Origin of the sequence: Gardnerella sp. DNF01205 (assembly GCF_049244135.1) — a bacterium.
Lineage (GTDB): Bacteria > Actinomycetota > Actinomycetes > Actinomycetales > Bifidobacteriaceae > Bifidobacterium > Bifidobacterium leopoldii.
Map to the genome: position 1 here is coordinate 459,720 of NZ_CP058378.1, position 21,951 is coordinate 481,670.

The window sequence follows — 21,951 nt, forward strand, 5'->3', positions numbered from 1 at the left end:
ATGGAAGATAAGAGTCAAAAACTGCCAAGTAATGAGTTTGATAGTTTACCTGTTGTTGAACTTACTCGTGTAACTCGCGAATTTATGCGCAGAAAGCACAAATTTTTTGCAGTAAATAATGTGAGCTTTGTGCTAAATAGCGGCGATTTTGTGGCAATCGTTGGAAAGTCAGGTAACGGAAAATCTACTTTACTAAATTTGATTGCTGGGTTATTGAAGCCAACGCATGGAAGTGTAAAAGTTTGCGGCGAAGAGATTTCTGAACGCACTTTTAGTGATGTCAAGATGTCTCGTTTGCGCGCATGTGATATAGGTTTTGTGACGCAATCGCAGACGCTTTTGCAAAATCTTACTGTGCATGACAACATACTTTTACCTGTGCAAATTGCAGCTAGTACTTGTGAAGTAAGTAAGTCTGCTGAAAGTAAGTCTGAAGTAAGCGAAGATTCAAACGAGACTCGCGCGTTAGAACTTTGCAAGCAATTGCATATTGAAGATTTACTGTGGTGCTACCCAAGTGAGCTTTCGGGTGGTGAAATGCGTCGCGTAATGATTGTGCGCGCGCTAATAAACAATCCGAAGCTCCTTATTCTTGACGAGCCTACTGGCGATTTGGATTTAGAGCATACTCGCATAGTGGTGAAAATGTTGCGCGAGGCTGCAAAAAATGGTGTGGCAGTGCTCATGGTAACTCACGATGTTGAGGCTGCTCGTTGTGCGGATCGCACATACACAATGGATTGCGGATTGACTTGCCGGAGCGCTTGAAGCGTAGCGCGCGAAGGCACTTCAATCCGGAAACTCGCTAAAGTTGGAAGTCCAGTGGACTTCCAACGCGAGTTTCGCAAGCGAGCGCGTTACTCGCGCGAGCGTTTTGGCTGGTTTGTGGAACATTTGCCGGGGAACTTACAACGTGAGTTTCGCGCTCAGTACGAAAAATATCAACAATTATTCTTACGGGTGTGTAGAATCAGAAACGATGCCTATTTTGTGTAAGCATCATCTGGAGCCTTAGCCCATCAGTGGGTCGGCGTGCGGTAGTTATGGCGTTATTTCAACGTTTTAATACTTGCGCGTTCGTGTGTTAGCACGAAGAAGCACTGGAGAGGCTGGCTCAGCGTGAGTAATTTTTAGGCGATTTTGCAATCGACTAAAAACTTGGTTCACGTTCCGTTCAGATAACGACAGAATTAAAGGATTAGTTATGACTAATATTCAGCGTTCTCGCCGTCAGGTGCGTCTTTCTCGCGCCCTCGGCATCGCTTTGACCCCAAAGGCTCAGCGTATCTTCGAGAAGCGTCCATATGCTCCAGGTGAGCACGGTCGCACTCGTCGTCGCACCGAGTCCGATTACGCAGTACGTCTTCGCGAGAAGCAGCGTCTTCGCGCTCAGTACGGCATCTCCGAGAAGCAGCTTCGTGCTGCTTACGAGAAGGGTACGCACACTGCAGGCCAGACCGGTGACGCAATGCTCACCGATTTGGAAACTCGTCTTGATGCTTTGGTTTTGCGCGCAGGCTTTGCTCGCACCACCGCCCAGGCTCGTCAGTTTGTTGTACATCGTCATATTTTGGTTGATGGCAATCTTGTTGATCGCCCATCTTACCGTGTGAAGCCAGGTCAGACCATTCAGGTTCGTGCCAAGAGCCAGACCATGGTTCCATTCCAGATGGCTGCAGAAGGCGTTCATCGCGACGTTTTGCCAGCAGTTCCTGGTTACCTCGATGTGAATCTTGCCTCTTTGAAGGCTACTTTGACTCGTAAGCCGGAAGTCGATCAGATTCCAGTTGAAGTCAACATTCAGTACGTCGTCGAATACTACGCTCGTTAATTCGCCGATTTAATTCTTAAGGACATACCGCTTGACCCCTGTTGCGCGTTCGCGTGGCAGGGGTCAATGCGTTTTTGTCGATTTCATCGGTTGGTTTGGTGTTTTCGACAGTTTCGTTGCGAATTTTGTTTATTTCACCAAATGATTTGGTGTTTTCGACAGTTATGTACCGCTTAGTGCAATAATGGAGCTATGTTGCTGCATCTTTATTTAGTGCGTCACGGACAGACGCTATTTAATCGCTATAATCGACTGCAAGGCTGGTCAAATTCTCCGCTTACTGAAAAAGGTTTGAAAGATGCGGACACGGCTGCAAAAAAGCTAGAAAATATTGCTTTTGCTGCAGCTTACTGTTCGGATACTACTCGTGCGCAAATCACAGCACAACGTATTCTCGATGCAAATGAAGCTGCCGGTAACGTGCGCCCGACGCTTATAAGCGATATGCATTTTCGCGAGCAATGCTACGGCTATTTTGAAGGTCAAGATATGCAAATGGCTTGGTGGGCTGCAGGAGCGCCTCACGGAGCGCACACTTATAACGAAATCGTTGAAAAATTTGGGCTTGCAGCCACGCGTGACATGCTTAAAGAAGCGGATCCTTTTCACGATGCCGAATCAGATATCGAATATTGGACTCGCGTAGAAGAAGGTTTTGCGTTAATTGCTTCAAATTCTTTGCTTAACGATGGAGATAATATTTTGCAAATTTCGCATGGCAACACTCTGCTAAGTCTTATGCACCGTTTTGCGCCTGCAGGCTACGATTTAAGCGAACGTCCTCAAAACGGAAGCGTAACCAGACTTGATTTTGACACTACCAAACCTATTGATAATGCCATTACTATTCGAGGCTATAACGAGTAGATTCTACTGTTTAACTTTGTTATATGCGTCTTTACCGTTCGTTAATCTTAAGTCATTGCGAAGGGTTTTAATACGTAGTTTGATTTGCTGTTGTATGGCTTTTGATACTGCGAAATCTTAGGCAAAATGGTATAGAAAGAGGTTACGATGAGCGTTGGAGACATAGCTGCTCTTATTGCTGCGATTGCGTTTGCCGTGCTTTCTGGCTTTTTGATTTATCCGTTAATCAGATTAGGCAGATTGTTTGATCAGATTGCGAAAACAATTAAAGAGTCGGGTGAGCATGCGATGCCGGCAATCGATGAGTCTGTTACAACTATTAAGCAAGTTAATAAGACTCTTGACGACGTAAACGCTGTTTCAGGAGCTACTCGCACAACCGTTACAAATATTAGTGCTCTAACAGATTTGTATGGTGCTTTCCTTGGAAAACCGCTCGTAAAAATTGCAGCTGCCGGTTACGCTCTAAAAGATACTGTTTCTTCTTTCTTCAATAAGCCGACTGTGCCAACAGACAAGAATAGTGCCAATCGTAACGCTTCAAAAGAATCCTCTGACAAGAATGCAACTAATAATGCAAGCAGGGGGGAGTAATGTTCAAGCGTTTATTTTGGATGTTTGTTGGCATTGTAATTGGTGTTCTTACAGTTACGAAGGCTCGTGCATATGTTAAAGCAAAAATGCCGTCTTCTGCTAGTCGTTTTATATTTGATGAGGAACCGAAAAATATCACATTGCGCACAGTAATGGGATTGTTTAAAGATTTCAATACTAGCCGTAAAGAGCATGAAGCTGAGCTTAATTCTCGTTATGCTAATCGTAGAAATAGGGAATTTTAAATAAAAAACGAGTTTTTCATAATTTCGTTACTTTGCTAAGTTTAGTTAAGTTAAGTATTGAAGTACTATATTGAATGTTTGCATGATTGCGTCGTGCGTCATGCGGCACGATTTCGTGTGAGCGTTGCATGTGGCTTTTGTTTGTGACGGTTATTTGTGACGGTTTGCGTGGGTCTTGCTAAAAATTACACAAGGAGTTCGTACGTATGCGCACAGCAGAAATTGCAAAGCGTTATCTTGACTATTTTGCCAAGAATGGTCATATGGTTGTTCCTTCGGCTTCTCTTATTTCGCCGAATCCAACAACATTGTTTACTATTGCCGGCATGGTGCCGTTTATTCCTTACTTGCTTGGTGAGCAGACGCCTCCTTCGCGTCGTATGGCTTCGAATCAGAAGTGCGTTCGCACTCTAGATATTGACGAAGTTGGTAAAACTACTCGTCACGGCACCTTCTTCCAGATGGTTGGTAACTTCTCGTTTGGTGATTATTTTAAAGAGGAAGCTATTCACTACGCTTGGGAGCTTTTAACTAGTCCTCAAGATAAGGGCGGCTACGGTTTTGACCCTGAAAAGCTTTGGGTTACTACTTATACTGACGACGATGAAGCCCGCGCAATTTGGAAGAACGAAGGCTTCGACCCAGAGCATATGCAAGTTTTCGGTATGGAAGATAACTTCTGGACTACCGGCGGTCCTGGTCCTGGCGGCCCATGCTCCGAAATCTACGTGGATCGCGGTCCTAAGTATGGTCGCGACGGAGGCCCAGCTGCTGACGAATCTCGCTTTATTGAGATTTGGGATTTGGTTTTCGAAAATTACCAGGTAGATAACGTCAAATCTAAGACTGATTTGCATATTGCTGGCGAACTCGATCAAAAGAATATTGATACTGGCGCTGGTTTGGAGCGTTTGGCTTACCTTATGCAAGGTAAGGAAAATATTTACGAAACTGACGAAGTTTACCCAGTTATTGAAGCTGCAGAAAAGCTTAGCGGCGTAAAGTACGGCGATAATAATGATGCTGACGTGCGTTTCCGCGTTGTAGCAGATCACGTGCGTTCCGCTTTGATGATTATGAGTGATGGCGTGCGTCCAAGTAATGTTGGCCGCGGCTATGTGCTTCGTCGTCTTCTTCGCAGAACTGTTCGCGCAATGCGTATGCTTGGTGTGCAAGATCCAGTTTTACCAACCTTGTTCCCAGTTTCTAAGTCTGCTATGGAGCCAAGCTATCCAGAGCTTAACGATACTTTCCACGAGGTTAGCGAAGCGGCTTACGGTGAAGAGGACGCTTTCCGTCGCACTCTTGAAAAGGGCACAACTATTCTCGACTTGGCTGTTGAAAAAGCTAAGAAAGAGCACAAGGATGACCCTATGGTTGGCGGCTCTGACGCGTTTACTTTGCACGATACTTACGGCTTCCCAATTGAGCTTACTCTTGAGATGGCAGCCGAGCAGGGTGTTAAGGTCGACGAAGCTAAGTTCCGCGAGCTTATGAGCGAGCAGAAAGGTCGCGCTCGCGCTGACGCTTTGAAGAAGCGTCACAATGTGGACGTTAGCGTTTACGACGATATTAAGAAGTCGCTCGAAAAGTCAATCGACTTCCTCGGTTACACCGACTTCTCAAGTCGTTCAAACGTTTTGGCAATTGTTGAAGCAGGCAAGGGTTCTGTTAAAAGCGTCACAGCTCCTGCAAACGTTGAGATTATTCTCGATCGCACGCCATTCTATGCTGAGCGCGGCGGTCAGATTGCAGATCAAGGTGAGATTATTTCCGACGACGGCGCAATTTTGGAAGTCGACGATGTTCAGCGTCCAATCAAGGATTTGATTGTTCACAGCTGCCGACTTACTGAAGGTACTTTGAGCGTTGGTTCTCCTGTAAACACGAATATTGATCAGGTTCGCAGGGCTGCGTTGGCGCGTTCTCACACCGCTACTCACACTCTTCACAAGGCTTTGCGCGAAGAGCTTGGTCCACAGGCTACTCAGCGTGGTTCTGTAGTTGATCCAGATCGTTTGCGTTTCGACTTCCAGTGGCCAAAGGCTGTCGATAAGGATGCGCTTTCTCGCGTTGAAGCTCGCGTAAATGAGCGTATTCGTGACGATTTGCAGGTAGTTCCTAAGGAAATGCCAATCGACGACGCTTTTAAGCTTGGAGCAATGCACTTGTTCGGCGAAAAGTACGGCGATGTTGTGCGCGTTGTTGAAATCGGCGACGGTTGGAGCCGTGAGCTTTGTGGCGGTACTCACGCTAAGAGCACTGGAAAGATTGGTATGGTAACTATTCTTTCCGAGTCTTCTATTGGCTCTGGTGTGCGCAGAATCGACGCTCTTTGCGGTGAAGCTGCGTACGAGTATGGCGCTCGTGAACACACTTTGGTTGCGCAATTAGCAGACATGGTTAACGCTCGTCCAGACGAGTTAGCTGAACGTTTGGAATCTTTGCTTAACAAGATGAAGGATTCTGATCGTAAGCTTGCATCTGTTTACGAAGCTCAATTAAATGAAGCTGTACCAACATTAGTTGATGAAGCAAAGAATAGTAACGAAAAAGTTAAGTTGGCTCTTAAGAATGTTGGCAACTTTGGCTCATTCGATGCTTTGCGTAAGACAGTTCTAGATATTCGCGCTCGTTTAGGTGAAGATGCTCCAGTGGTTGTTGCACTTGCTGGTGTTAATGAGGACGATCGTCCAATGATCGCAGTCGCTACAAACGAAGCTGCTCGCGGTCTTGGTGCTAAGGCTGGCGACTTGGTGCGTACTGCTTCCAAGGTGCTTGGTGGCGGCGGTGGCGGCAAGCCAGACTTCGCTCAGGGCGGTGGTACAGACGCTTCTAAGATTGATGAAGCTCTCGAAGCTGCGAAATCAGAAGTAGCTAAGCTCGCCTAGTGCGTGTCTTACAGCTTAAAAATTTACGAATCATACCAAAAGCAACACGAAATATGGTGTGGTTAGGTATTGATTTAGGTGACGCAAGGGTCGGACTTGCACTTTCCGACCCTGGTCTCACCTTTGCACATCCTATTGGTAATGTGCAAGTGTTTGGAGATTCCTTCCGTGCTATAGATGAAGTGCTTGAAGTTATTGAAGATAACAATGTAGAAAAAGTTGTTATAGGCTTGCCTTTGCAACTCGATGGCACTGAAGGAAAATCTGCTAAAAAAGCTCTGCGCTGGGGGAAGAATCTAATAAAACGCATGCAAATATTGCATGATGAAAAAGATTGGGCATTGGATTATATGCCAGAAGTAGTTTGGAAAGATGAGCGTTTGACAACAGTAAGTGCTCATCGTCAGCTTCTGCAAGCAGATCTTTCTACTAAAAAGCATCGCCCAATGGTAGATCAGCAGTCGGCAGTGTTGATTTTGCAGTCTGCTCTCGATTCAAAATATGCGCAACAAAACTAGTAAAAGTAAATGAACAAAAGTTAGTAGAAAGTAGAAGAGGAGTGTCAAATGTCTGATAGTTTTGATGAGTTCTTTGACAATCATGCACAATGGACTGAGCATGATGATTCTCCTTCATCGTCTACTTCTAACGGTTCAGATTCGTCAGGAAAATCTCGCAAACGAGCAAAAGCGCGTCTTGCTGCAAAGAAGCGTAAACGTCGAGCAAAAGCAGTTTTAGCTATATTGATTGTGTTCGTGCTATGTGTTGTTGGTTACGTTGGATACAGTGCTGTGCGTGCGTGGCGTTTGTCTCAGAACAGTGAAGCTGTTGCAGATTGGTCGGGTCCTGGTTATGGATCTGTTGAGTTTACAGTCGATACTGGCGAAGGCGCTATTACAGTTGCTGAAAAACTAGTGAAAGCGAATGTTGTTAAATCGCAAGCTGCATTCACTTCAGCTGTTTCTGCAAATAATAAAATTTTGTATCCTGGCGTTTACTCACTGAAAAAACATATGGCTGCTATTGATGTAGTTGATATTCTTTCAGATCAAACAAAAGCAGGCGGATTCCTTGATGTTCGTGCAGGGGATCACGCAGCAGACGTTTTGCAAAAAGCTTCAACATTATCTGGAATAAGTTTAGATAAATTCAAGGCTGCGTTAGCTGATGGCGCCGCAGGAATTCTGCCTGCTGAAGCAAACGGTAGCGTTGAAGGCTGGCTAGAGCCTGGAGTTTATAACGTAAAAGCTATGAAAAGTGCGGATGCTATTCTTTCCGCAATGATAAAAAAGCGTATTGAAAAACTTGATTCTCTTGGAATTCCTAAAGGTAAAGATAGAGAAAAAGCCTTAATTATGGCGTCTATTGCTGAAGCTGAAGTGAATAATCGCGAATATTATGGCAAAGTTATTCGCGTAATACTGAACCGTTTGGCAAAAGATATGCCGTTAGGAATGGATTCTACTGTTGGTTACGGCGCAGGAGTAAAACCTATTAAACTCACGCAAGCAATGCTTGACGATGCAAATAATCCGTATAATACACGTATTCATAAGGGTTTGACCCCTACGCCTATTGGCATTGCTGGCGACAGCGCGTTGCTTGCAACCATTAAGCCTCAAGATGGTCCATGGCTTTACTTCGTCACTACGAATTTGAAGACTGGTGAAACGAAGTTTGCGGATAACAAAGACGACTTTTTGAAATTCCGCGACGAGTACAAGCGCAATAATCCCGAAGGCAACTAAACTAAGCTTATTTTTGTTTGCTGTGGCGCGAGTTTTGGGGGATTTCTCTCCTCGCAAGTTCCCGTCCTTCGTCGCTCTGGCTGTTAAAGATTTTACTGTCTGCTTTGTTCTTAAGGAATGTTGCTTCCTCAGTCCTCTTTTATTGCTCGTAGAGAAATCCCCCAAACTCTGCGTGCTTAATCATTAATAACCGTGCCTTATCGCAGAGATTTTTCGATTTTTCTTCTTCGCTTGGCGAATCAGCAGCCTGCGGCTCTGACGTTCGCCGCGCTCAGTGCGAAAAATCTCAAATCTCTACCACACTGATATCCACACGACTGAATGGTGCGAAATTAAAATATTAAATAAAAATATAGCTTTTAACCACATAGATGTGTTGAGGTTGTAACAGTTTCGCAAGTTTTCGTAATCTGCTTTAATGAAGCAATTAATTATTACGATACTATCGGTGCTACCAACGCTCACATGTTTAATTTCAGTTTGCGCAACAGACATAAAAAGTCGCGTAGTGCCAAGACTTTGGGTTGTTATTGCAGGAATTTTTCAATCTTTTGCGAATCTCATATATTCGATTATTTTATTTAGAAATATTAGCGTGCTTATTTTCGGCTGGATTTCTTGCGTAATTATTTTTGTAATTTACTGGAGTATGCGAAAAATTTCCGCAAAAAATGCTATTGGCTTCGGAGATGTTACGAGCGCGTCAATGATTGCGCAAGCCTTGGTATTATTCGGCTTTGACTGCTTAATTTACTGGTTCGCTTTAGTTGGAGCAGTTGGCTTACTTTGGCTTTTGCTATGGAAAATTTACTGCAAAATCTGCTCTCCAACCAACGCATCAATACCATTCGTACCAGTAGAAGCAATATCTGCAATACTCGCAGCATTGCTGTCAATAACAACCAGCTCAATACTTGGTAGTTAGTAGAGTAGAGTATTTAGACGCGTAAATTACTTGAGAATGGAGAAATGGCATGCTTAGATGGCAAACGGCAGGGGAGTCGCACGGTGAAGCGTTAGTAGCCATGATTGAAGGTTTGCCGGCTGGCGTGCACATTACTAGCAACGATGTAGTTTCGGCACTTGCTCGCCGTCGCCTTGGTTATGGTCGTGGAGCGCGTATGAAGTTTGAGCAAGACAAAGTGCGTCTTTTAACTGGAGTTCGCCACGGCGTAACGCTTGGTTCTCCGATTGCTGTAGAAATCGCGAATACAGAGTGGCCAAAGTGGACCGAAGTAATGAGTGCAGATCCTTTGGATCACGAGGTTGAGCAAGTTGGCAGAAATGCTCCTTTGAGCCGTCCTCGCCCAGGTCATGCGGATTTAACTGGCATGCGCAAGTACGGTTTTAATGATGCTCGCGAAGTTTTGGAGCGTTCGAGTGCTAGGGAAACAGCTTCTCGTGTGGCTTTGGGTGCTATTGCTGATGCGTTTTTACAGCAGGCTTTGGGTGTGCGCACAGTTGCGCATGTTATCGGCATCGGCGGCGAATACACTAACAAAAGTTTAGCTTTACCAACACCAGATGATGTTGCCGCTCTGGATGCTTCTCCAGTTCGCACTCTCGACAAAGATGCTGAAGCTAAAATGATGGCTCGCATCGACGAAGCAAAAGCAAATGCAGATACGCTCGGTGGAGTAGTGGAAGTGCTTGCTTACGGTATGCCTGCAGGAGTTGGCACATACGTTGAGTCGGATCGTCGATTGGATGCGGCTCTCGCGAGCGCGATTATGGGAATTCAGGCTATTAAAGGCGTGGAAATTGGCGACGGTTTTGCAGAGGCAGATCGCCCTGGATCGGCCGCGCACGACGAAATGGTAACAGGCGAAAACGGGAAAATTAAGCGTCTTACTAATCGAGCTGGAGGAATTGAAGGCGGAATGTCGAACGGCGAAATTATTCGCGTGCGCGCTGCAATGAAACCAATTCCGTCTATTCCACGCGCTTTGTGCACAGTGGATGTGCTTACTGGCGAAGCTGCTCAAGCTATTAATCAGCGCTCAGATTTCACTGCTGTGCCAGCTGCTTCTGTAGTTGCAGAAGCGATGGTAAGGCTTACTTTAGCTAAGTATGCTTTGGAAAAATTCGGCGGAGATTCTTTGCAAGAAACGCGCCGAAATGTGGAGTCTTACGTAGCTTCCTGGCCGGAGAATATGAAATGAGCAACACTAAACTTCCGCTAGCTGTTATTATTGGCATGCCTGCTGCTGGAAAAACGCGTGTTGGCCGTGAAGTTGCGCATCTTATGAATCTGCCTTTTTATGATACAGATGACATGATCGAGTGCGATATTGATATGTCAATACCGCAATATTTCGAGGAATATGGCCAGGATGCTTTTCGTGAAATAGAAGCTCGCATAGTGCGAGAGGCAATTTTAGGAGATACATCTGCAGAAGATTCTACAAAGGGAATAGTTTCGCTTGGTGGCGGTGCGCCTATGCGTGAAGAAACTCAAAAAGTTTTGCGTGAGTATATGCGTAGTGGTGGTCGCGTTGTGTATTTGCAAGCAAATGCTAAAGAGGCTATTGAGCGCGCAAGCTGGAATAATAATCGTCCTATGTTTTCTGGAGAAGATGCGCAAAAGCGTTGGATGGAATTATTTGAGCAGAGAGATCCTGTTTTTAAGGCGGTATCGAATATCCACATGCAAACAAAAGGTTCGACTCCGTATATGGCTGCAGAAAAATTAAGGAATATGATTATGCAACGTATTGTGCACGTAACAGGTGAGGGAATTGAACCATACGATGTGCGAATTGGCGACGGTGCAATGCAACTTCTGCCGCAAATGCTTGGAACTAAGCCGGTTAAAGTGGCGTTAGTTCACACGCAACCTGTTCAGCGTCATAGCGACAAAGCTCGAACTATTTTGCGCCAATCTGGTTACGAAGTTTTCGACATGCTAATTCCGGATGCAGAAGCTGGAAAAACTATTAAAGTTGCAAGCGGATTGTGGGCTAACTTGGCAGAAGCTGGTTTTACTCGTTCGGATGCAATTGTTGGTTTAGGCGGGGGAGCAGCAACGGATGTCGCTGGCTTTGTTGCTGCAACTTGGATGCGTGGAATTCGCTATGTAAACTGCCCTACTTCGCTTCTTGCGATGGTTGACGCGTCTACGGGCGGTAAAACTGGTATTAATACGGATGCTGGAAAGAATCTAGTCGGCAGCTTTTACACTCCAGCTGGCGTTTTAGCAGATACTTCTACGCTTGCAACTCTTCCAAACGATATTCTTATTGAAGGCTTGGGTGAGGTTGCAAAATCTGGTTTTATTCGCGACGGTGAAATTTTGAAGATTCTTAGCGATGCCAATAATGCGAAGCTTTTGCGTGAATTTAATGGGGATGATTTAGAAAATAATAACGAACTTCACGAACTGCTCGTGGAGCTTATTGAACGCACAGTTAAAGTAAAGGTGTATCACGTATCGAGCGATTTAAAAGAGCAGGGTTTGCGCGAGTTTTTGAACTACGGGCATACGCTTGGCCACGCGATTGAGCAGATTGAGCATTTCCGCTGGCGTCATGGAAACGCTGTAGCTGTTGGCATGGTTTTTGCGGCGGAGCTTGCGCAAATTTTAGGATATTTGGATGCGGGAGACGTTGCGTATCATCGTTCGCTTTTGGATTCGCTTGGATTGCCAACTTCGTGGCAGTGTGCAAAAGATGCGGATGCTGCTTTTGAGTGCGTGCTTAACCTTATGCATCGCGACAAAAAAGCGCGCGGCAACATGCTACGTTTCGTAATTTTGGATGGTATTTCGAATCCTATTCATCTTGACAACCCGCCTATTGAAGCAGTTAAAGAAGCTTTTGAGCGCGTTTATAAGCAAAATTAATTAATCTTGCGAGGTAAAAATGGAAAATCAGCATACAAAAAAAGTGCTTGTTGTAAACGGACCGAATTTAGGTCGTTTAGGCGTGCGACAGCCGGACGTGTACGGTAGCGAGAACTTTGAAACTTTGCGCGAGAAATGCGAAAAGTGGGGTGCGGAACTTGGGTTTGAAGTAGAAGTGCGCCAAAGTGACGACGAAGCTCAAATGGTTCACTGGATGCACGAAGCTGCCGATACTCATACGCCCGTTGTTATGAATCCTGCCGCTTTTACGCACTACAGTTACGCGCTCGCGGACGCGGCTCACATGGTTTTGGATGCTGGAGTTCCGTTAATGGAAGTGCATATTTCTAATCCTGCTGCGCGCGATGCTTTTCGTAAAATTAGCGTAATTAGTCCTGTTGCAACCGGCACTATTACAGGCATGGGATTGTACGGCTATAAGCTCGCTTTGGAAGCTGTTGCGCATCTTGTTTGATTTTGTTCGATTTTTTGCGAATCAACACCCAGCGTCGAGGCTCGAAGATACTATGGAGTTCCATGGTTAGAAGACAACATGGTAACTCTCAGGAGCATATTACAAAGCATATTTTTGTCACTGGTGGCGTAGTTTCGTCCCTCGGAAAAGGCCTTACAGCATCATCTTTAGGCCGACTTTTACGCAGTCGCGGATTGCATGTATTACAACAAAAACTCGATCCTTATATCAATGTTGACCCGGGTACAATGAACCCATTCCAGCATGGTGAAGTCTATGTTACGGAAGATGGTGCAGAAACAGATCTCGATATTGGTCATTACGAGCGATTCCTCGATGTTTTCTTAAGCCAGAAAGCGAATGTTACAACTGGTCAGATTTATCAGTCTGTGCTTCGTAAGGAGCGCGCTGGCGAATATTTGGGTCAGTGCGTGCAGGTTATTCCGCATATTACTGGTGAAATCAAGTCGCGTATGCGCGCTCAAGCTTCCGACGATGTAGACGTTATTATTACGGAAATTGGCGGAACGGTTGGCGATATTGAGTCCCAGCCATTTTTGGAGGCAGCTCGCGAAGTTCGTCGCGATTTAGGTCCTGAAAACTGCATGTTTGTGCACGTTTCTTTGGTGCCTTATATTGCTGCAGCTCACGAATTGAAAACTAAGCCAACTCAGCATTCTGTTATGATGCTTCGCTCTCTTGGCATTTCTCCAGATGCGCTTGTCTTGCGTTCGGATCGTCCGCTTAATCAAGGCATTAAAGACAAGATTTCGCTTATGTGCGATGTCGATGCTGAAGGCGTTGTGAACTGCGTCGACGCTCCAAGCATTTACGATGTGCCGAAGATTTTGTTCAACGAAGGCTTGGACGCTTACGTTGTGCGCGAACTTGAGCTTCCATTCCACGATGTTGATTGGAACGAGTGGGAAGATTTGCTTGAGCGCGTGCATCATCCAAAGCATGAGCTGAACATTGCAATCGTTGGTAAGTATATTGATTTGCCAGATGCGTACCTTTCTGTTACTGAAGCTATCAAGGCTGGCGGTTTTGCAAACTGGGCTAAGGTAAACGTGCGCTGGGTTGCTGCAGACAAGTGCGAAACTCAAGAAGGTGCGGCTGCGGCTCTTGACCAAATGGATGGCATGGTTATTCCAGGCGGCTTCGGAATTCGCGGTATTGAAGGTAAAATTGGCGCACTTCGTTACGCTCGCGAGCACGGTTTGCCAACGCTTGGTCTTTGCCTTGGCTTGCAATCTATGGTTATTGAATACGCTCGTCACGTGCTTGGACTTGAGGATGCTAATTCCACTGAGTTCGAGAAGGATTGTGGCGATCCAGTAATCGCAACTATGGAAGAGCAGAAGGATATTGTGGCCGGTAAGGGAGATATGGGTCACACAATGAGACTTGGCTCTTACCCTGCAACGCTTGAAGAAGGCTCTATTGTTGCTGAGCTTTATGGCACTACGCATGTTACTGAGCGTCACCGTCACCGTTATGAAGTGAACGTGGCATATAAGGATCGTTTGCGTGAAGCCGGCTTGCGTATTAGCGGTCAAAGCCCAGATGGTAATTTGACTGAGTTTGTGGAGCTTCCAAAGGAAGTTCACCCATTCTACGTAGCAACTCAAGCTCATCCAGAGTTTAAATCTCGCCCAACTAAGCCTCATCCACTGTTTGCTGGCTTGGTTGCGGCTGCTCTTGAGCATCAAGAGGCTTCTCAAAATAGCAAGGAAGATAAGTAGACTTAAGTAAGATTTAAGTAAGGCTTAAGTAAAGCTTAAGTGGGACTTAAGTAAGAATTAAGTAAATAGAAATAAGCGGTAAGACTTGGTTTTCCTAAGTTTTGCCGCTTTTTAATTCGTAAACGACCTTTTCTTTACAGCGTTGTAAAGTTTCTGCCGTTTTTTGGTGCGTAAACGACCTTTTCTTTACACTTGCGTAAAGTTTCTGCCGTTTATGTTTTATTAGATTGTGATAAACATTACGTTTTGCACGTAACACGGCTATACCAAGAAATCGCATTACGCGGTAACCTTAGATAGGTGATAATTGAGTGGGGAGAGTGCAAAAGTAGCGCTTTGGGGAGCAGCTTTTGCCAATTAATACGTACCGCGCGCAGGTGTGCGTTAAGTATGGAGGTGTAACAGGCTTTATGAGCGATACTAGCAATATGAGCGATGCTGGCAATATGAATGATGCTGGCGTTACTGGCGATCCAAGCGTTGCAGCAAGTGATGGCAATAATTCAGCAAAAAATAAAGCTGCAGACGTTGAAATGAGCCAGTATGTGGCAGATCGCGCTCGCGTAAACGAAGAGAAAATCCGTAAAGACGAGCAGATTGTCGCTGAATTTGGCGATTACAATTACGGTTGGCATGATTCGGATGCTGCAGGCGAGGCTGCGAAGAAGGGTATTGACGAGTCGGTTGTTCGTGCAATTTCCGCTGATAAGCACGAGCCGGAATGGATGCTAAATCTTCGTTTGCAAGGTTACCGCGCATTTTTGCAAAAGCCGATGCCGGATTGGGGCGTGGATTTAAGCGGTTTTGACGCGGATGATTTTAAATACTACGTGCGTCCGGTTCACGATCAAGCGAAAACTTGGGACGATTTGCCAGAAGATATTCGCAAAACTTACGACAGGCTCGGCATTCCGGAAGCTGAGAAAAAGCGCTTAGTTTCAGGCGTTGCAGCACAGTATGAGTCGGAAGTTATTTACAATTCGATTCGCGAAGACTTGGCTGCGCAAGGGGTAATTTTTGTTGATACGGATACAGCAGTGCAAAAGTATCCGGAGCTTGTAAAAAAGTATTTTGCAACTGTGATTCCAGTTGACGACAACAAGTTTGCGGCTCTTAACACAGCGGCTTGGAGTGGTGGCTCGTTCGTGTACGTTCCAAAAGGCGTGCACGTGGATATTCCGCTTCAGGCTTACTTCCGCATTAATACGCCGAACATGGGTCAGTTTGAGCGCACGTTGATTATTGCAGACGAAGGCTCTTACGTGCATTATGTTGAGGGTTGCACGGCTCCAATTTATTCCACGGATTCTCTTCACGCTGCAAACGTTGAAATTGTTGTGGAAAAGCATGCGCGCGTGCGATACACAACCGTTCAAAACTGGTCAAATAACGTGTATAACTTGGTAACTCAGCGAGCTTACGTGCGCGAAGGCGGCACAATGGAGTGGGTTGACGGCAACATCGGCTCCAAAGCTACTATGAAGTATCCTGCTTGCATTCTTGCTGAGCCGTACGCAAAAGCAGAAACTATGTCTTTGAGCTTTGCTGGACGCGGTCAGTATCAAGATACGGGTGCGAAAATGATTCATTTGGCTCCGCACACGAGTTCAACGATTGTTGCTAAGTCGATTTCGCGCGGCGGCGGACGTTCAGCTTACCGCGGTCTTGTGAAGATTATTAAGGGCGCGAAGGGCTCTAGTTCGTCTGTTGTGTGCGATGCTTTGCTTGTTGACGATTTTTCGAGGTCGGATACTTATCCGCATGTTGACGTGCGTGAAGACGACGTTTCAATGGCTCACGAGGCCACTGTTTCCAAGGTTTCGGAGGATCAGCTTTTCTACTTGATGAGTCGAGGGCTTGAAGAAAAAGAGGCTATGGGCATGATTGTTCGCGGCTTCGTAGAGCCGATTAGCCGCGAACTTCCAATGGAGTACGCGCTTGAGTTGAATCGCTTAGTTGAGTTGCAAATGGAAGGATCCGTGGGCTGATGAGCGAAGATTTAAAAGAGAATTTAGGCAATAAAATGACGGAAAAAGAAATTACTATTCCTGTAGCAGATCCTAATGATCCGTATGCGGTTCCTGCGGCAATGCCTTCTAGCGCAGACAAATCCGTGCGCTCGTTCAACGTGGAAGATTTTGCGATTCCAACGCGTAAGCAGGAAGATTGGCGATACACTCCAGTTGAGCGAATTTCCGAGTTTTTCGAGCGTTTTGAACCATCTAATAGCATTCAAGTAACGCTTGAAGGCGTTGGTGGAGCTGCTTTGGATGATTCTTATGTTGGAAGCGACGGTTCCGTAAGTTTGCAAGTAAAGCCGCAAAACGAGGCTCCTCACACCGAAATGAAGCCTTCTGATCGCGCGGCTGCAGTTGCGTGGAATGCAACGAAACAAGCGCGCGTGCTTCACGTATCTGGCGAAATTAAAAAGCCAATCGTGCTGAAAATTCAGGGTAATAATGTTAATGCGCTTGACGCACTGCACTTAGTAATCGAAGCGGATTCTCGCTCGAATGCTGACATTATTATCGAACATACCGGCTGCGCGAAACTTGCAGAAGGTGTGGAAATTATCCTCGGAAAACACGCGCACGTTTCTACTACATTTATTCAAGAGTGGGATTCGGGCAGCAAGCACGTTGGAAACCAGCGTATTCACGTTGGGGAGGGAGCTTCGCTTCGCCACACGATGGTCACTCTTGGCGGAGATGTTGTGCGCATTCGCATGGATCAGGATTTTGGCGGCGAGCAGGGCGATTTGAACATGCTCGGCATGTATTTTGTGGATCCGGGCGAGCATGTTGAGCATCGCACGATGGTTGTGCACAATTATCCGGAATGCAAGTCGCGAGTAGTGTACAAGGGTGCTTTGGAAGGAAAGGGCGCGCATTCAACTTGGGTTGGAAACGCGCTTATTAAGCCGGAAGCTCCTGGCACAGATTCGTATGAGTTGAATCGTAATTTGGTGCTCACTCCTGGAGCAATCGCTGATTCTGAGCCGAATTTGGAAATTGAAAACGGAAATATTATTGGTGCCGGTCACGCAAGTTCAGTCGGTAGATTTGACGACGAAGAGCTTTTCTACTTGCAATCGCGCGGAGTTAGTGAGATTGAAGCCAGAAAGCTTGTTGTGCGTGGATTCTTTAACGAGCTGATTGAAGAAATTGGCGTTCCGGAAATTGTTGATCACTTAATGAAGGCAATTGAGCGCCGTCTTGCAAGAACGGAAGAGCCTGCGAAAAAAGAGCCTGCACAAGACTCACCTGCACAAAACTAACTTGCAAGAACGGAAGAATAGGAGAAAAACATGTCAACTTTGGAAATTAAGGATTTGTACGCTTCTGTAGAAACAAAAGAAGGTCGCAAGCAAATCTTAAAAGGCGTGAATCTTACAGTTAATTCTGGCGAAACGCACGCAATTATGGGTCCTAACGGATCTGGAAAGTCTACTCTTGCATACACTTTGGCAGGGCACCCAAAGTATGAAGTCGATTCCGGTCAAGTTCTTCTCGACGGCGAAGATATTTTGAAAATGACTCCTGACGAGCGCGCAAAAGCCGGATTATTCCTCGCAATGCAATACCCAGTAGAGGTACCGGGCGTATCTATGACGAACTTCCTTCGCACTGCAAAAACTGAAGTCGAAGGCAAAGCTCCATCTTTAAGAAGCTGGGTGAAAGAACTTAGCGAGGCTATGAAAAAGCTTCGAATGGATCCAAAATTTGCGTCGCGTTCTGTAAACGAAGGATTCTCTGGCGGCGAAAAGAAGCGCGCGGAAGTTTTGCAATTAGAGCTTTTGAAGCCGAAGTTTGCAATTTTGGATGAAACTGATTCTGGTTTGGATGTTGACGCGCTTCGAATTGTGTCTGAAGGTGTGAATCGCGCCAAAGAAAACACCGGTTTGGGCATTATGATGGTCACGCATTACACACGAATTCTCAAGTATATTAAGCCGGATATTGTGCATGTTTTTGCGCAAGGTCACTTTGTAAAGACTGCAGGACCGGAGCTTGCGGACGAGCTGGAAGAAGAAGGCTACGACAAGTATTTGCCGGAAGGTACAACCGAGTCGGCGCTGGCTTAAGCGCGGTTCAAGTGCAGTTTAATCTATCTGTATATTCGTAAAAATAGCGTTAAAATAGCGGTTTAATATGACTACAGTGACTACAGAAAATATTATGCGAGAATTTAGCGATTTGCGCTCGCAGTTTCCGATTTTAAGTCGCACAGTTCACGGCACTTCGCTTCACGATACTGTGCACGGAAAACCCTTGATTTACTTGGATTCTGCAGCTACTTCGCAAAAGCCGCAAGTTGTAATCGACGCTGAAAAAGAGTTTTACGAAACAATTAACGCTGGTGTGCACAGGGGAGCGCACGAGTTGGCTGCACTTTCGACGGTTGCGTTTGAACAAGCGCGCGCGAAAGTTGCGTTGCTTGTTGGAGCGTGCGCAGATGCTGGCAGCGAGGAAATTGTTGTTACTTCGGGAGCTACAGGCGCGCTTAATCTTCTCGCAACTGCTATTAGTAACGCTAGTGCGAAGGCAAAAATCTGCAAAAAAGACAGTAGTGATCTGGCTGATTCTAAAAGTGATTTCCGCAAAAATTTTGCGCTTCAAGAAGGCGACGTAATAGTCGTATCTCGCGCGGATCACCATTCTGTTTTGCTTCCATTCCAAGAGCTGGCTCTTCGCACGGGGGCTGAGCTTCGCTGGATTGATGTAACAGAAGACGGTCGCGTGCGCACGGATACAGATTATTTGCGAACAATTATTGACGAGCGCACGAAAATCGTTGCAGTTACGCATATTAGCAACGTTACTGGCGCTATTACGGACGTTTCGTCGATTTGCAAGCGCGCTCACGAAGTCGGCGCGATTTTTGTGCTTGACGCATGCCAGTCAGTTCCGCATATTCCAGTTGATTTTCACGCATTAGACGTTGATTTTGCGGCATTTAGTGCGCATAAAATGTATGGTCCTACGGGAGTTGGATTCTTGTATGGTCGTCGCGAGCTTTTGAACGCGCTTCCGCCTGCGAATTTTGGCGGCTCAATGGTGGAGCTTGCTTGGCTTAACAAGTCGGCGCAATACATGGATGTGCCTTACCGCTTTGAGGCTGGAACTCAGCCTGTTGCGCAAATGGTTGCGGCAGGAGTTGCAGCGGATTGGCTGCGCTCGTTGGACATGAACCGAGTTGCAGAGCATGAGCAGGAAATTGCTGCAGAATTGCTAAAATTACGGGATGTTCCAGGCGTTCGCGTTTTGGGTCCGACTGATTTAGAGAATCGAATTGGCACAGTTGCTTTTGAAGTTGAAGGTGTGCATCCGCACGATGTTGGACAGTTTTTGGACGCGAAGGGCATTGCGATTCGCGTCGGGCACCATTGTGCTCAGCCGATTCACCGTCATTTTGGTGTGTACGCTTCGAATCGCGCGTCTGTTGGTGTTTACAATACAGTTGACGAGGCTCGTGCGCTTGTTGAAGCAGTCTCACACGTTCGCGCCTACTTTGGCGCATAATATTGTTAGCGAGCGAGTTGGAGAAGTTAGCGAGTTAGTCAATCGAATCGGTGAGTCAACGAGTTAGTGAGTAGGTAAGGAGAGCGTATGTTTGATATGGGTTTTGGTACAACAGGTGCTGGTTTTGCAGATGCGGCTGGTGACGGCTTAGAAAGCATGTACCAAGAAGTAATTTTGGATGCTGCGCGAAATCCGCATGGCAAAACTCATTTCGAAAGTACGGACGAGCTCGCACAAGCGGAATTGCAGGAAGAATCTCAAGAATCTGCAGAAAATACAGAATCTACAAAATCTCAAGAATCTGCAGGAAATACAAAATCTGCCGAAATTACCTTAAATAATGCTCACGAAAGTTGCGTTGCAGCTGGCGAAAACTCTGCTTTAGGTCAATCGCACCAATTCAATCCAACTTGCGGCGACGAAGTCACAATGCGCGTGGAGCTTTCACGCAGCGCAAATAATGACGAAACTCCAATAGTATCAAGTATTAAGTGGGATGGTCATGGCTGCTCGATTTCGCAGGCAAGCCTTTCAATGATGGTTGATTTAGTCGAAGGAAAGTCGGTTGACGAAGCTTTGCGATTAGACGCGCTTTTCCACAAACTTATGGAATCTCGCGGCGAAGGTTTTGAAAACGAAGAGGACGAAGATGCGCTGGAAGATGCAATGGTTTTGCAAGGCGTATCGCGCTACCCAATGCGAATTAAGTGCGCGCTTTTGGCGTGGGAAGGCTTAAAAGACAGCATTGCAAAAGCCTCGCAAAACTTAAATCCGCAAATTCTTGGCAACTTGTAAAATCGAACTTTGGTACAAGCAAAGCAAGGAATATTATGGCAGAAAATCAATTGGCATCTGAGGTGACGCATGAAACGCATCCTGCGAATTTAAGCGCAAATGACATTGGCCGAGTTACAGAAGATGATATTTTAGACGCTTTACACGATGTTGTGGATCCTGAGCTTGGCATTGATGTGGTTGATTTAGGCTTGGTTTATGGCATTGAAATTGACGAGCTTGGGCGCGCAATTATTACTATGACGCTTACTACTCCTGCATGTCCGTTAACTGAATTGATTGAGGATGAGTGTGCGAATGCGCTCGCAGGCTTGGTCGAAGAGTTCCGCATTGACTGGACGTGGAAGCCGCGTTGGAGCGTTGAAAACATTAATGAGGACGGTCGTGCGCAGCTTGAGGCACTTGGCTACAATCTCAACAGTTTACAAGCGAATTTTGCTGCAGGAATGTACGGTTCTGGCGTAGTTGGCGATGCGTCGATGAGTGCCGGTATTCCGCCAACTGTGTGAGTATTTGGTTGGTGTGCTGTTTTGTTTTGAAAGCAACGTATTGCACAAGTGGGAATTATGGGCGCTGAAATAAAAGCAGTTAGTGCAAGCGGTATCTGTGATATTCGCGAAATAAGTGATGTGCGCAAAAATAGTATCAGCGAGTATGCTTCGCGCGGAATGACTGACGTTGTTTTCGACTTGCAATTGCTTGTAGATTGGGATGTGCGCCGCACTCTGGATGCAGATTATCCGGATTTTATTGGGGAAGTGCTCTTTAGTTTCGAGCCGGAATGGGGTTTTGAGTTTCACGAGTCATTGCGCGAGGCTGGGTGGAGCAGAAAGCAAGCGATGGATTCGTTTGATGAGCATCACGGACCGGCAGTTACGTGGCTATATCGCTTGTATTTTGAGCGTTTCGAGCGTGGTTTTGCTGGCGAGCGCGCGGATGCTTCGGCTGTGGCACGCGAGTTGATTGCGAGCGGCGTGCGCGTGTGGGCACTTGGTAACGCTTCTTGCGATTGGTTAAACTGCGCGCGCAAAACTTGCCCAATACTCGGTGAGTTAAACGGTGTTTGTGCATCTTACGAATCGCATTCGCGCAAACCTGACGTAATGCTTTACCGCGCGTTTTTGCAACACGCTGGTCTTTCTGCTGCTTCCACGCTTTTTCTCGAAAGTGATTCTCGCGCCGCTTCTGCAGCGTCGTTGCTTTATTCTTAAGCTGCGCGCGTGCGCGACGACCTGCTTGAGCGCTGCGATTTAGCGCGCGAAAGCAATTCGGAGCGCCGAGCTTGCTCAGGGTTGAAAGCACAGTGTGCTTTCAACGCAAGCGAGGTCTGCCTTCGTCTCGATTGACGAAGGCAGGGCAGGTTCGCGTGGCGGTGCTTTAGAAACTAGGTTGTGATT

The 21,951-nt window shown here is 46.2% G+C and carries 20 protein-coding genes; all 20 read left to right on the top strand.

Translation table 11 applies throughout. The features are described 5' to 3' along the window. The 20 genes from HXT47_RS02020 (at position 1) to HXT47_RS02115 (ending at position 21,765) form a co-directional block, all read left to right on the top strand. On the top strand, positions 1-768 hold the full coding sequence (locus HXT47_RS02020) for an ABC transporter ATP-binding protein (protein WP_421789193.1): 768 nt from the start codon (positions 1-3) through the stop codon (positions 766-768). 436 nt (positions 769-1,204) lie between these two features. After that, complete coding sequence (rpsD, locus tag HXT47_RS02025; protein ID WP_004105277.1) at positions 1,205-1,831, top strand: 30S ribosomal protein S4; 627 nt, start codon at positions 1,205-1,207, stop codon at positions 1,829-1,831. Between the two features lie 192 nt (positions 1,832-2,023). Then, positions 2,024-2,698 carry a histidine phosphatase family protein gene (locus tag HXT47_RS02030; RefSeq protein ID WP_064340384.1) on the top strand — a complete coding sequence of 225 codons (675 nt, stop codon included), beginning with the start codon at positions 2,024-2,026 and terminating at the stop codon, positions 2,696-2,698. Positions 2,699-2,845: 147 nt separating this feature from the next. Next, a complete protein-coding gene (locus HXT47_RS02035; protein WP_004105272.1) occupies positions 2,846-3,292 on the top strand; it encodes a DUF948 domain-containing protein in 447 nt (148 codons plus the stop codon). Continuing rightward, positions 3,292-3,537: a hypothetical protein gene (locus HXT47_RS02040; RefSeq protein ID WP_004105270.1), complete on the top strand. Its 246-nt coding sequence runs from the start codon at positions 3,292-3,294 to the stop codon at positions 3,535-3,537. Before HXT47_RS02035 ends, HXT47_RS02040 begins: the two co-directional genes overlap by 1 nt. A 206-nt stretch (positions 3,538-3,743) precedes the next feature. Next, positions 3,744-6,428, top strand: coding sequence for an alanine--tRNA ligase (gene alaS, locus HXT47_RS02045; RefSeq protein ID WP_421789195.1), 2,685 nt, complete (start codon positions 3,744-3,746; stop codon positions 6,426-6,428). A 53-nt stretch (positions 6,429-6,481) separates the two neighbouring features. Then, positions 6,482-6,946 carry a Holliday junction resolvase RuvX gene (ruvX, locus tag HXT47_RS02050; protein ID WP_004119274.1) on the top strand — a complete coding sequence of 155 codons (465 nt, stop codon included), beginning with the start codon at positions 6,482-6,484 and terminating at the stop codon, positions 6,944-6,946. Positions 6,947-6,994: 48 nt separating this feature from the next. Then, positions 6,995-8,176, top strand: coding sequence for an endolytic transglycosylase MltG (gene mltG, locus HXT47_RS02055; RefSeq protein WP_064340386.1), 1,182 nt, complete (start codon positions 6,995-6,997; stop codon positions 8,174-8,176). 508 nt (positions 8,177-8,684) lie between these two features. After that, complete coding sequence (locus HXT47_RS02060; protein ID WP_004105258.1) at positions 8,685-9,101, top strand: hypothetical protein; 417 nt, start codon at positions 8,685-8,687, stop codon at positions 9,099-9,101. A gap of 49 nt (positions 9,102-9,150) precedes the next feature. After that, positions 9,151-10,338 (top strand): chorismate synthase, encoded by a 1,188-nt coding sequence (gene aroC, locus HXT47_RS02065; protein ID WP_112928516.1) that lies wholly within the window; start codon positions 9,151-9,153, stop codon positions 10,336-10,338. Then, the gene (locus tag HXT47_RS02070) at positions 10,335-12,017 is read left to right on the top strand and encodes a bifunctional shikimate kinase/3-dehydroquinate synthase (protein ID WP_116442612.1); all 1,683 of its coding nucleotides are present in this window, start codon (positions 10,335-10,337) and stop codon (positions 12,015-12,017) included. Before aroC ends, HXT47_RS02070 begins: the two co-directional genes overlap by 4 nt. A gap of 19 nt (positions 12,018-12,036) precedes the next feature. Continuing rightward, positions 12,037-12,492 (top strand): type II 3-dehydroquinate dehydratase, encoded by a 456-nt coding sequence (gene aroQ / locus HXT47_RS02075; protein ID WP_076002657.1) that lies wholly within the window; start codon positions 12,037-12,039, stop codon positions 12,490-12,492. 62 nt (positions 12,493-12,554) lie between these two features. After that, a complete protein-coding gene (locus tag HXT47_RS02080; protein ID WP_004119263.1) occupies positions 12,555-14,237 on the top strand; it encodes a CTP synthase in 1,683 nt (560 codons plus the stop codon). A gap of 410 nt (positions 14,238-14,647) precedes the next feature. Then, positions 14,648-16,225, top strand: a complete 1,578-nt coding sequence (sufB, locus tag HXT47_RS02085) for a Fe-S cluster assembly protein SufB (protein WP_032835345.1) — start codon at positions 14,648-14,650, stop codon at positions 16,223-16,225. Continuing rightward, positions 16,225-17,514, top strand: a complete 1,290-nt coding sequence (sufD, locus tag HXT47_RS02090; RefSeq protein WP_004119251.1) for a Fe-S cluster assembly protein SufD — start codon at positions 16,225-16,227, stop codon at positions 17,512-17,514. Before sufB ends, sufD begins: the two co-directional genes overlap by 1 nt. 30 nt (positions 17,515-17,544) lie before the next feature. Beyond that, positions 17,545-18,321, top strand: a complete 777-nt coding sequence (sufC, locus tag HXT47_RS02095; protein ID WP_004105229.1) for a Fe-S cluster assembly ATPase SufC — start codon at positions 17,545-17,547, stop codon at positions 18,319-18,321. Between the two features lie 94 nt (positions 18,322-18,415). Then, positions 18,416-19,759, top strand: coding sequence for a SufS family cysteine desulfurase (locus tag HXT47_RS02100; protein WP_421789381.1), 1,344 nt, complete (start codon positions 18,416-18,418; stop codon positions 19,757-19,759). 87 nt (positions 19,760-19,846) lie between these two features. After that, a complete protein-coding gene (sufU, locus tag HXT47_RS02105) occupies positions 19,847-20,554 on the top strand; it encodes a Fe-S cluster assembly sulfur transfer protein SufU (protein ID WP_421789198.1) in 708 nt (235 codons plus the stop codon). A gap of 35 nt (positions 20,555-20,589) precedes the next feature. Continuing rightward, positions 20,590-21,063 carry a metal-sulfur cluster assembly factor gene (locus HXT47_RS02110; RefSeq protein WP_004105224.1) on the top strand — a complete coding sequence of 158 codons (474 nt, stop codon included), beginning with the start codon at positions 20,590-20,592 and terminating at the stop codon, positions 21,061-21,063. 57 nt (positions 21,064-21,120) lie between these two features. After that, the gene (locus tag HXT47_RS02115) at positions 21,121-21,765 is read left to right on the top strand and encodes an HAD family hydrolase (protein ID WP_180947422.1); all 645 of its coding nucleotides are present in this window, start codon (positions 21,121-21,123) and stop codon (positions 21,763-21,765) included. Positions 21,766-21,951: the final 186 nt, after the last annotated feature.

Bases quoted from the DNA above. Each gene is read 5' to 3' on its own strand.
- HXT47_RS02080 (WP_004119263.1), top strand. From the start codon at position 12,555: ATGGTTAGAAGACAACATGGTAACTCTCAGGAGCATATTACAAAGCAT.
- HXT47_RS02020 (WP_421789193.1), top strand. From the start codon at position 1: ATGGAAGATAAGAGTCAAAAACTGCCAAGTAATGAGTTTGATAGTTTA.
- sufU (WP_421789198.1), top strand. From the start codon at position 19,847: ATGTTTGATATGGGTTTTGGTACAACAGGTGCTGGTTTTGCAGATGCG.
- aroC (WP_112928516.1), top strand. From the start codon at position 9,151: ATGCTTAGATGGCAAACGGCAGGGGAGTCGCACGGTGAAGCGTTAGTA.
- HXT47_RS02110 (WP_004105224.1), top strand. From the start codon at position 20,590: ATGGCAGAAAATCAATTGGCATCTGAGGTGACGCATGAAACGCATCCT.
- HXT47_RS02115 (WP_180947422.1), top strand. From the start codon at position 21,121: ATGGGCGCTGAAATAAAAGCAGTTAGTGCAAGCGGTATCTGTGATATT.
- HXT47_RS02100 (WP_421789381.1), top strand. From the start codon at position 18,416: ATGCGAGAATTTAGCGATTTGCGCTCGCAGTTTCCGATTTTAAGTCGC.
- aroQ (WP_076002657.1), top strand. From the start codon at position 12,037: ATGGAAAATCAGCATACAAAAAAAGTGCTTGTTGTAAACGGACCGAAT.
- mltG (WP_064340386.1), top strand. From the start codon at position 6,995: ATGTCTGATAGTTTTGATGAGTTCTTTGACAATCATGCACAATGGACT.
- sufB (WP_032835345.1), top strand. From the start codon at position 14,648: ATGAGCGATACTAGCAATATGAGCGATGCTGGCAATATGAATGATGCT.
- rpsD (WP_004105277.1), top strand. From the start codon at position 1,205: ATGACTAATATTCAGCGTTCTCGCCGTCAGGTGCGTCTTTCTCGCGCC.
- HXT47_RS02035 (WP_004105272.1), top strand. From the start codon at position 2,846: ATGAGCGTTGGAGACATAGCTGCTCTTATTGCTGCGATTGCGTTTGCC.
- alaS (WP_421789195.1), top strand. From the start codon at position 3,744: ATGCGCACAGCAGAAATTGCAAAGCGTTATCTTGACTATTTTGCCAAG.
- HXT47_RS02040 (WP_004105270.1), top strand. From the start codon at position 3,292: ATGTTCAAGCGTTTATTTTGGATGTTTGTTGGCATTGTAATTGGTGTT.
- sufC (WP_004105229.1), top strand. From the start codon at position 17,545: ATGTCAACTTTGGAAATTAAGGATTTGTACGCTTCTGTAGAAACAAAA.
- ruvX (WP_004119274.1), top strand. From the start codon at position 6,482: ATGGTGTGGTTAGGTATTGATTTAGGTGACGCAAGGGTCGGACTTGCA.
- HXT47_RS02070 (WP_116442612.1), top strand. From the start codon at position 10,335: ATGAGCAACACTAAACTTCCGCTAGCTGTTATTATTGGCATGCCTGCT.
- sufD (WP_004119251.1), top strand. From the start codon at position 16,225: ATGAGCGAAGATTTAAAAGAGAATTTAGGCAATAAAATGACGGAAAAA.
- HXT47_RS02030 (WP_064340384.1), top strand. From the start codon at position 2,024: ATGTTGCTGCATCTTTATTTAGTGCGTCACGGACAGACGCTATTTAAT.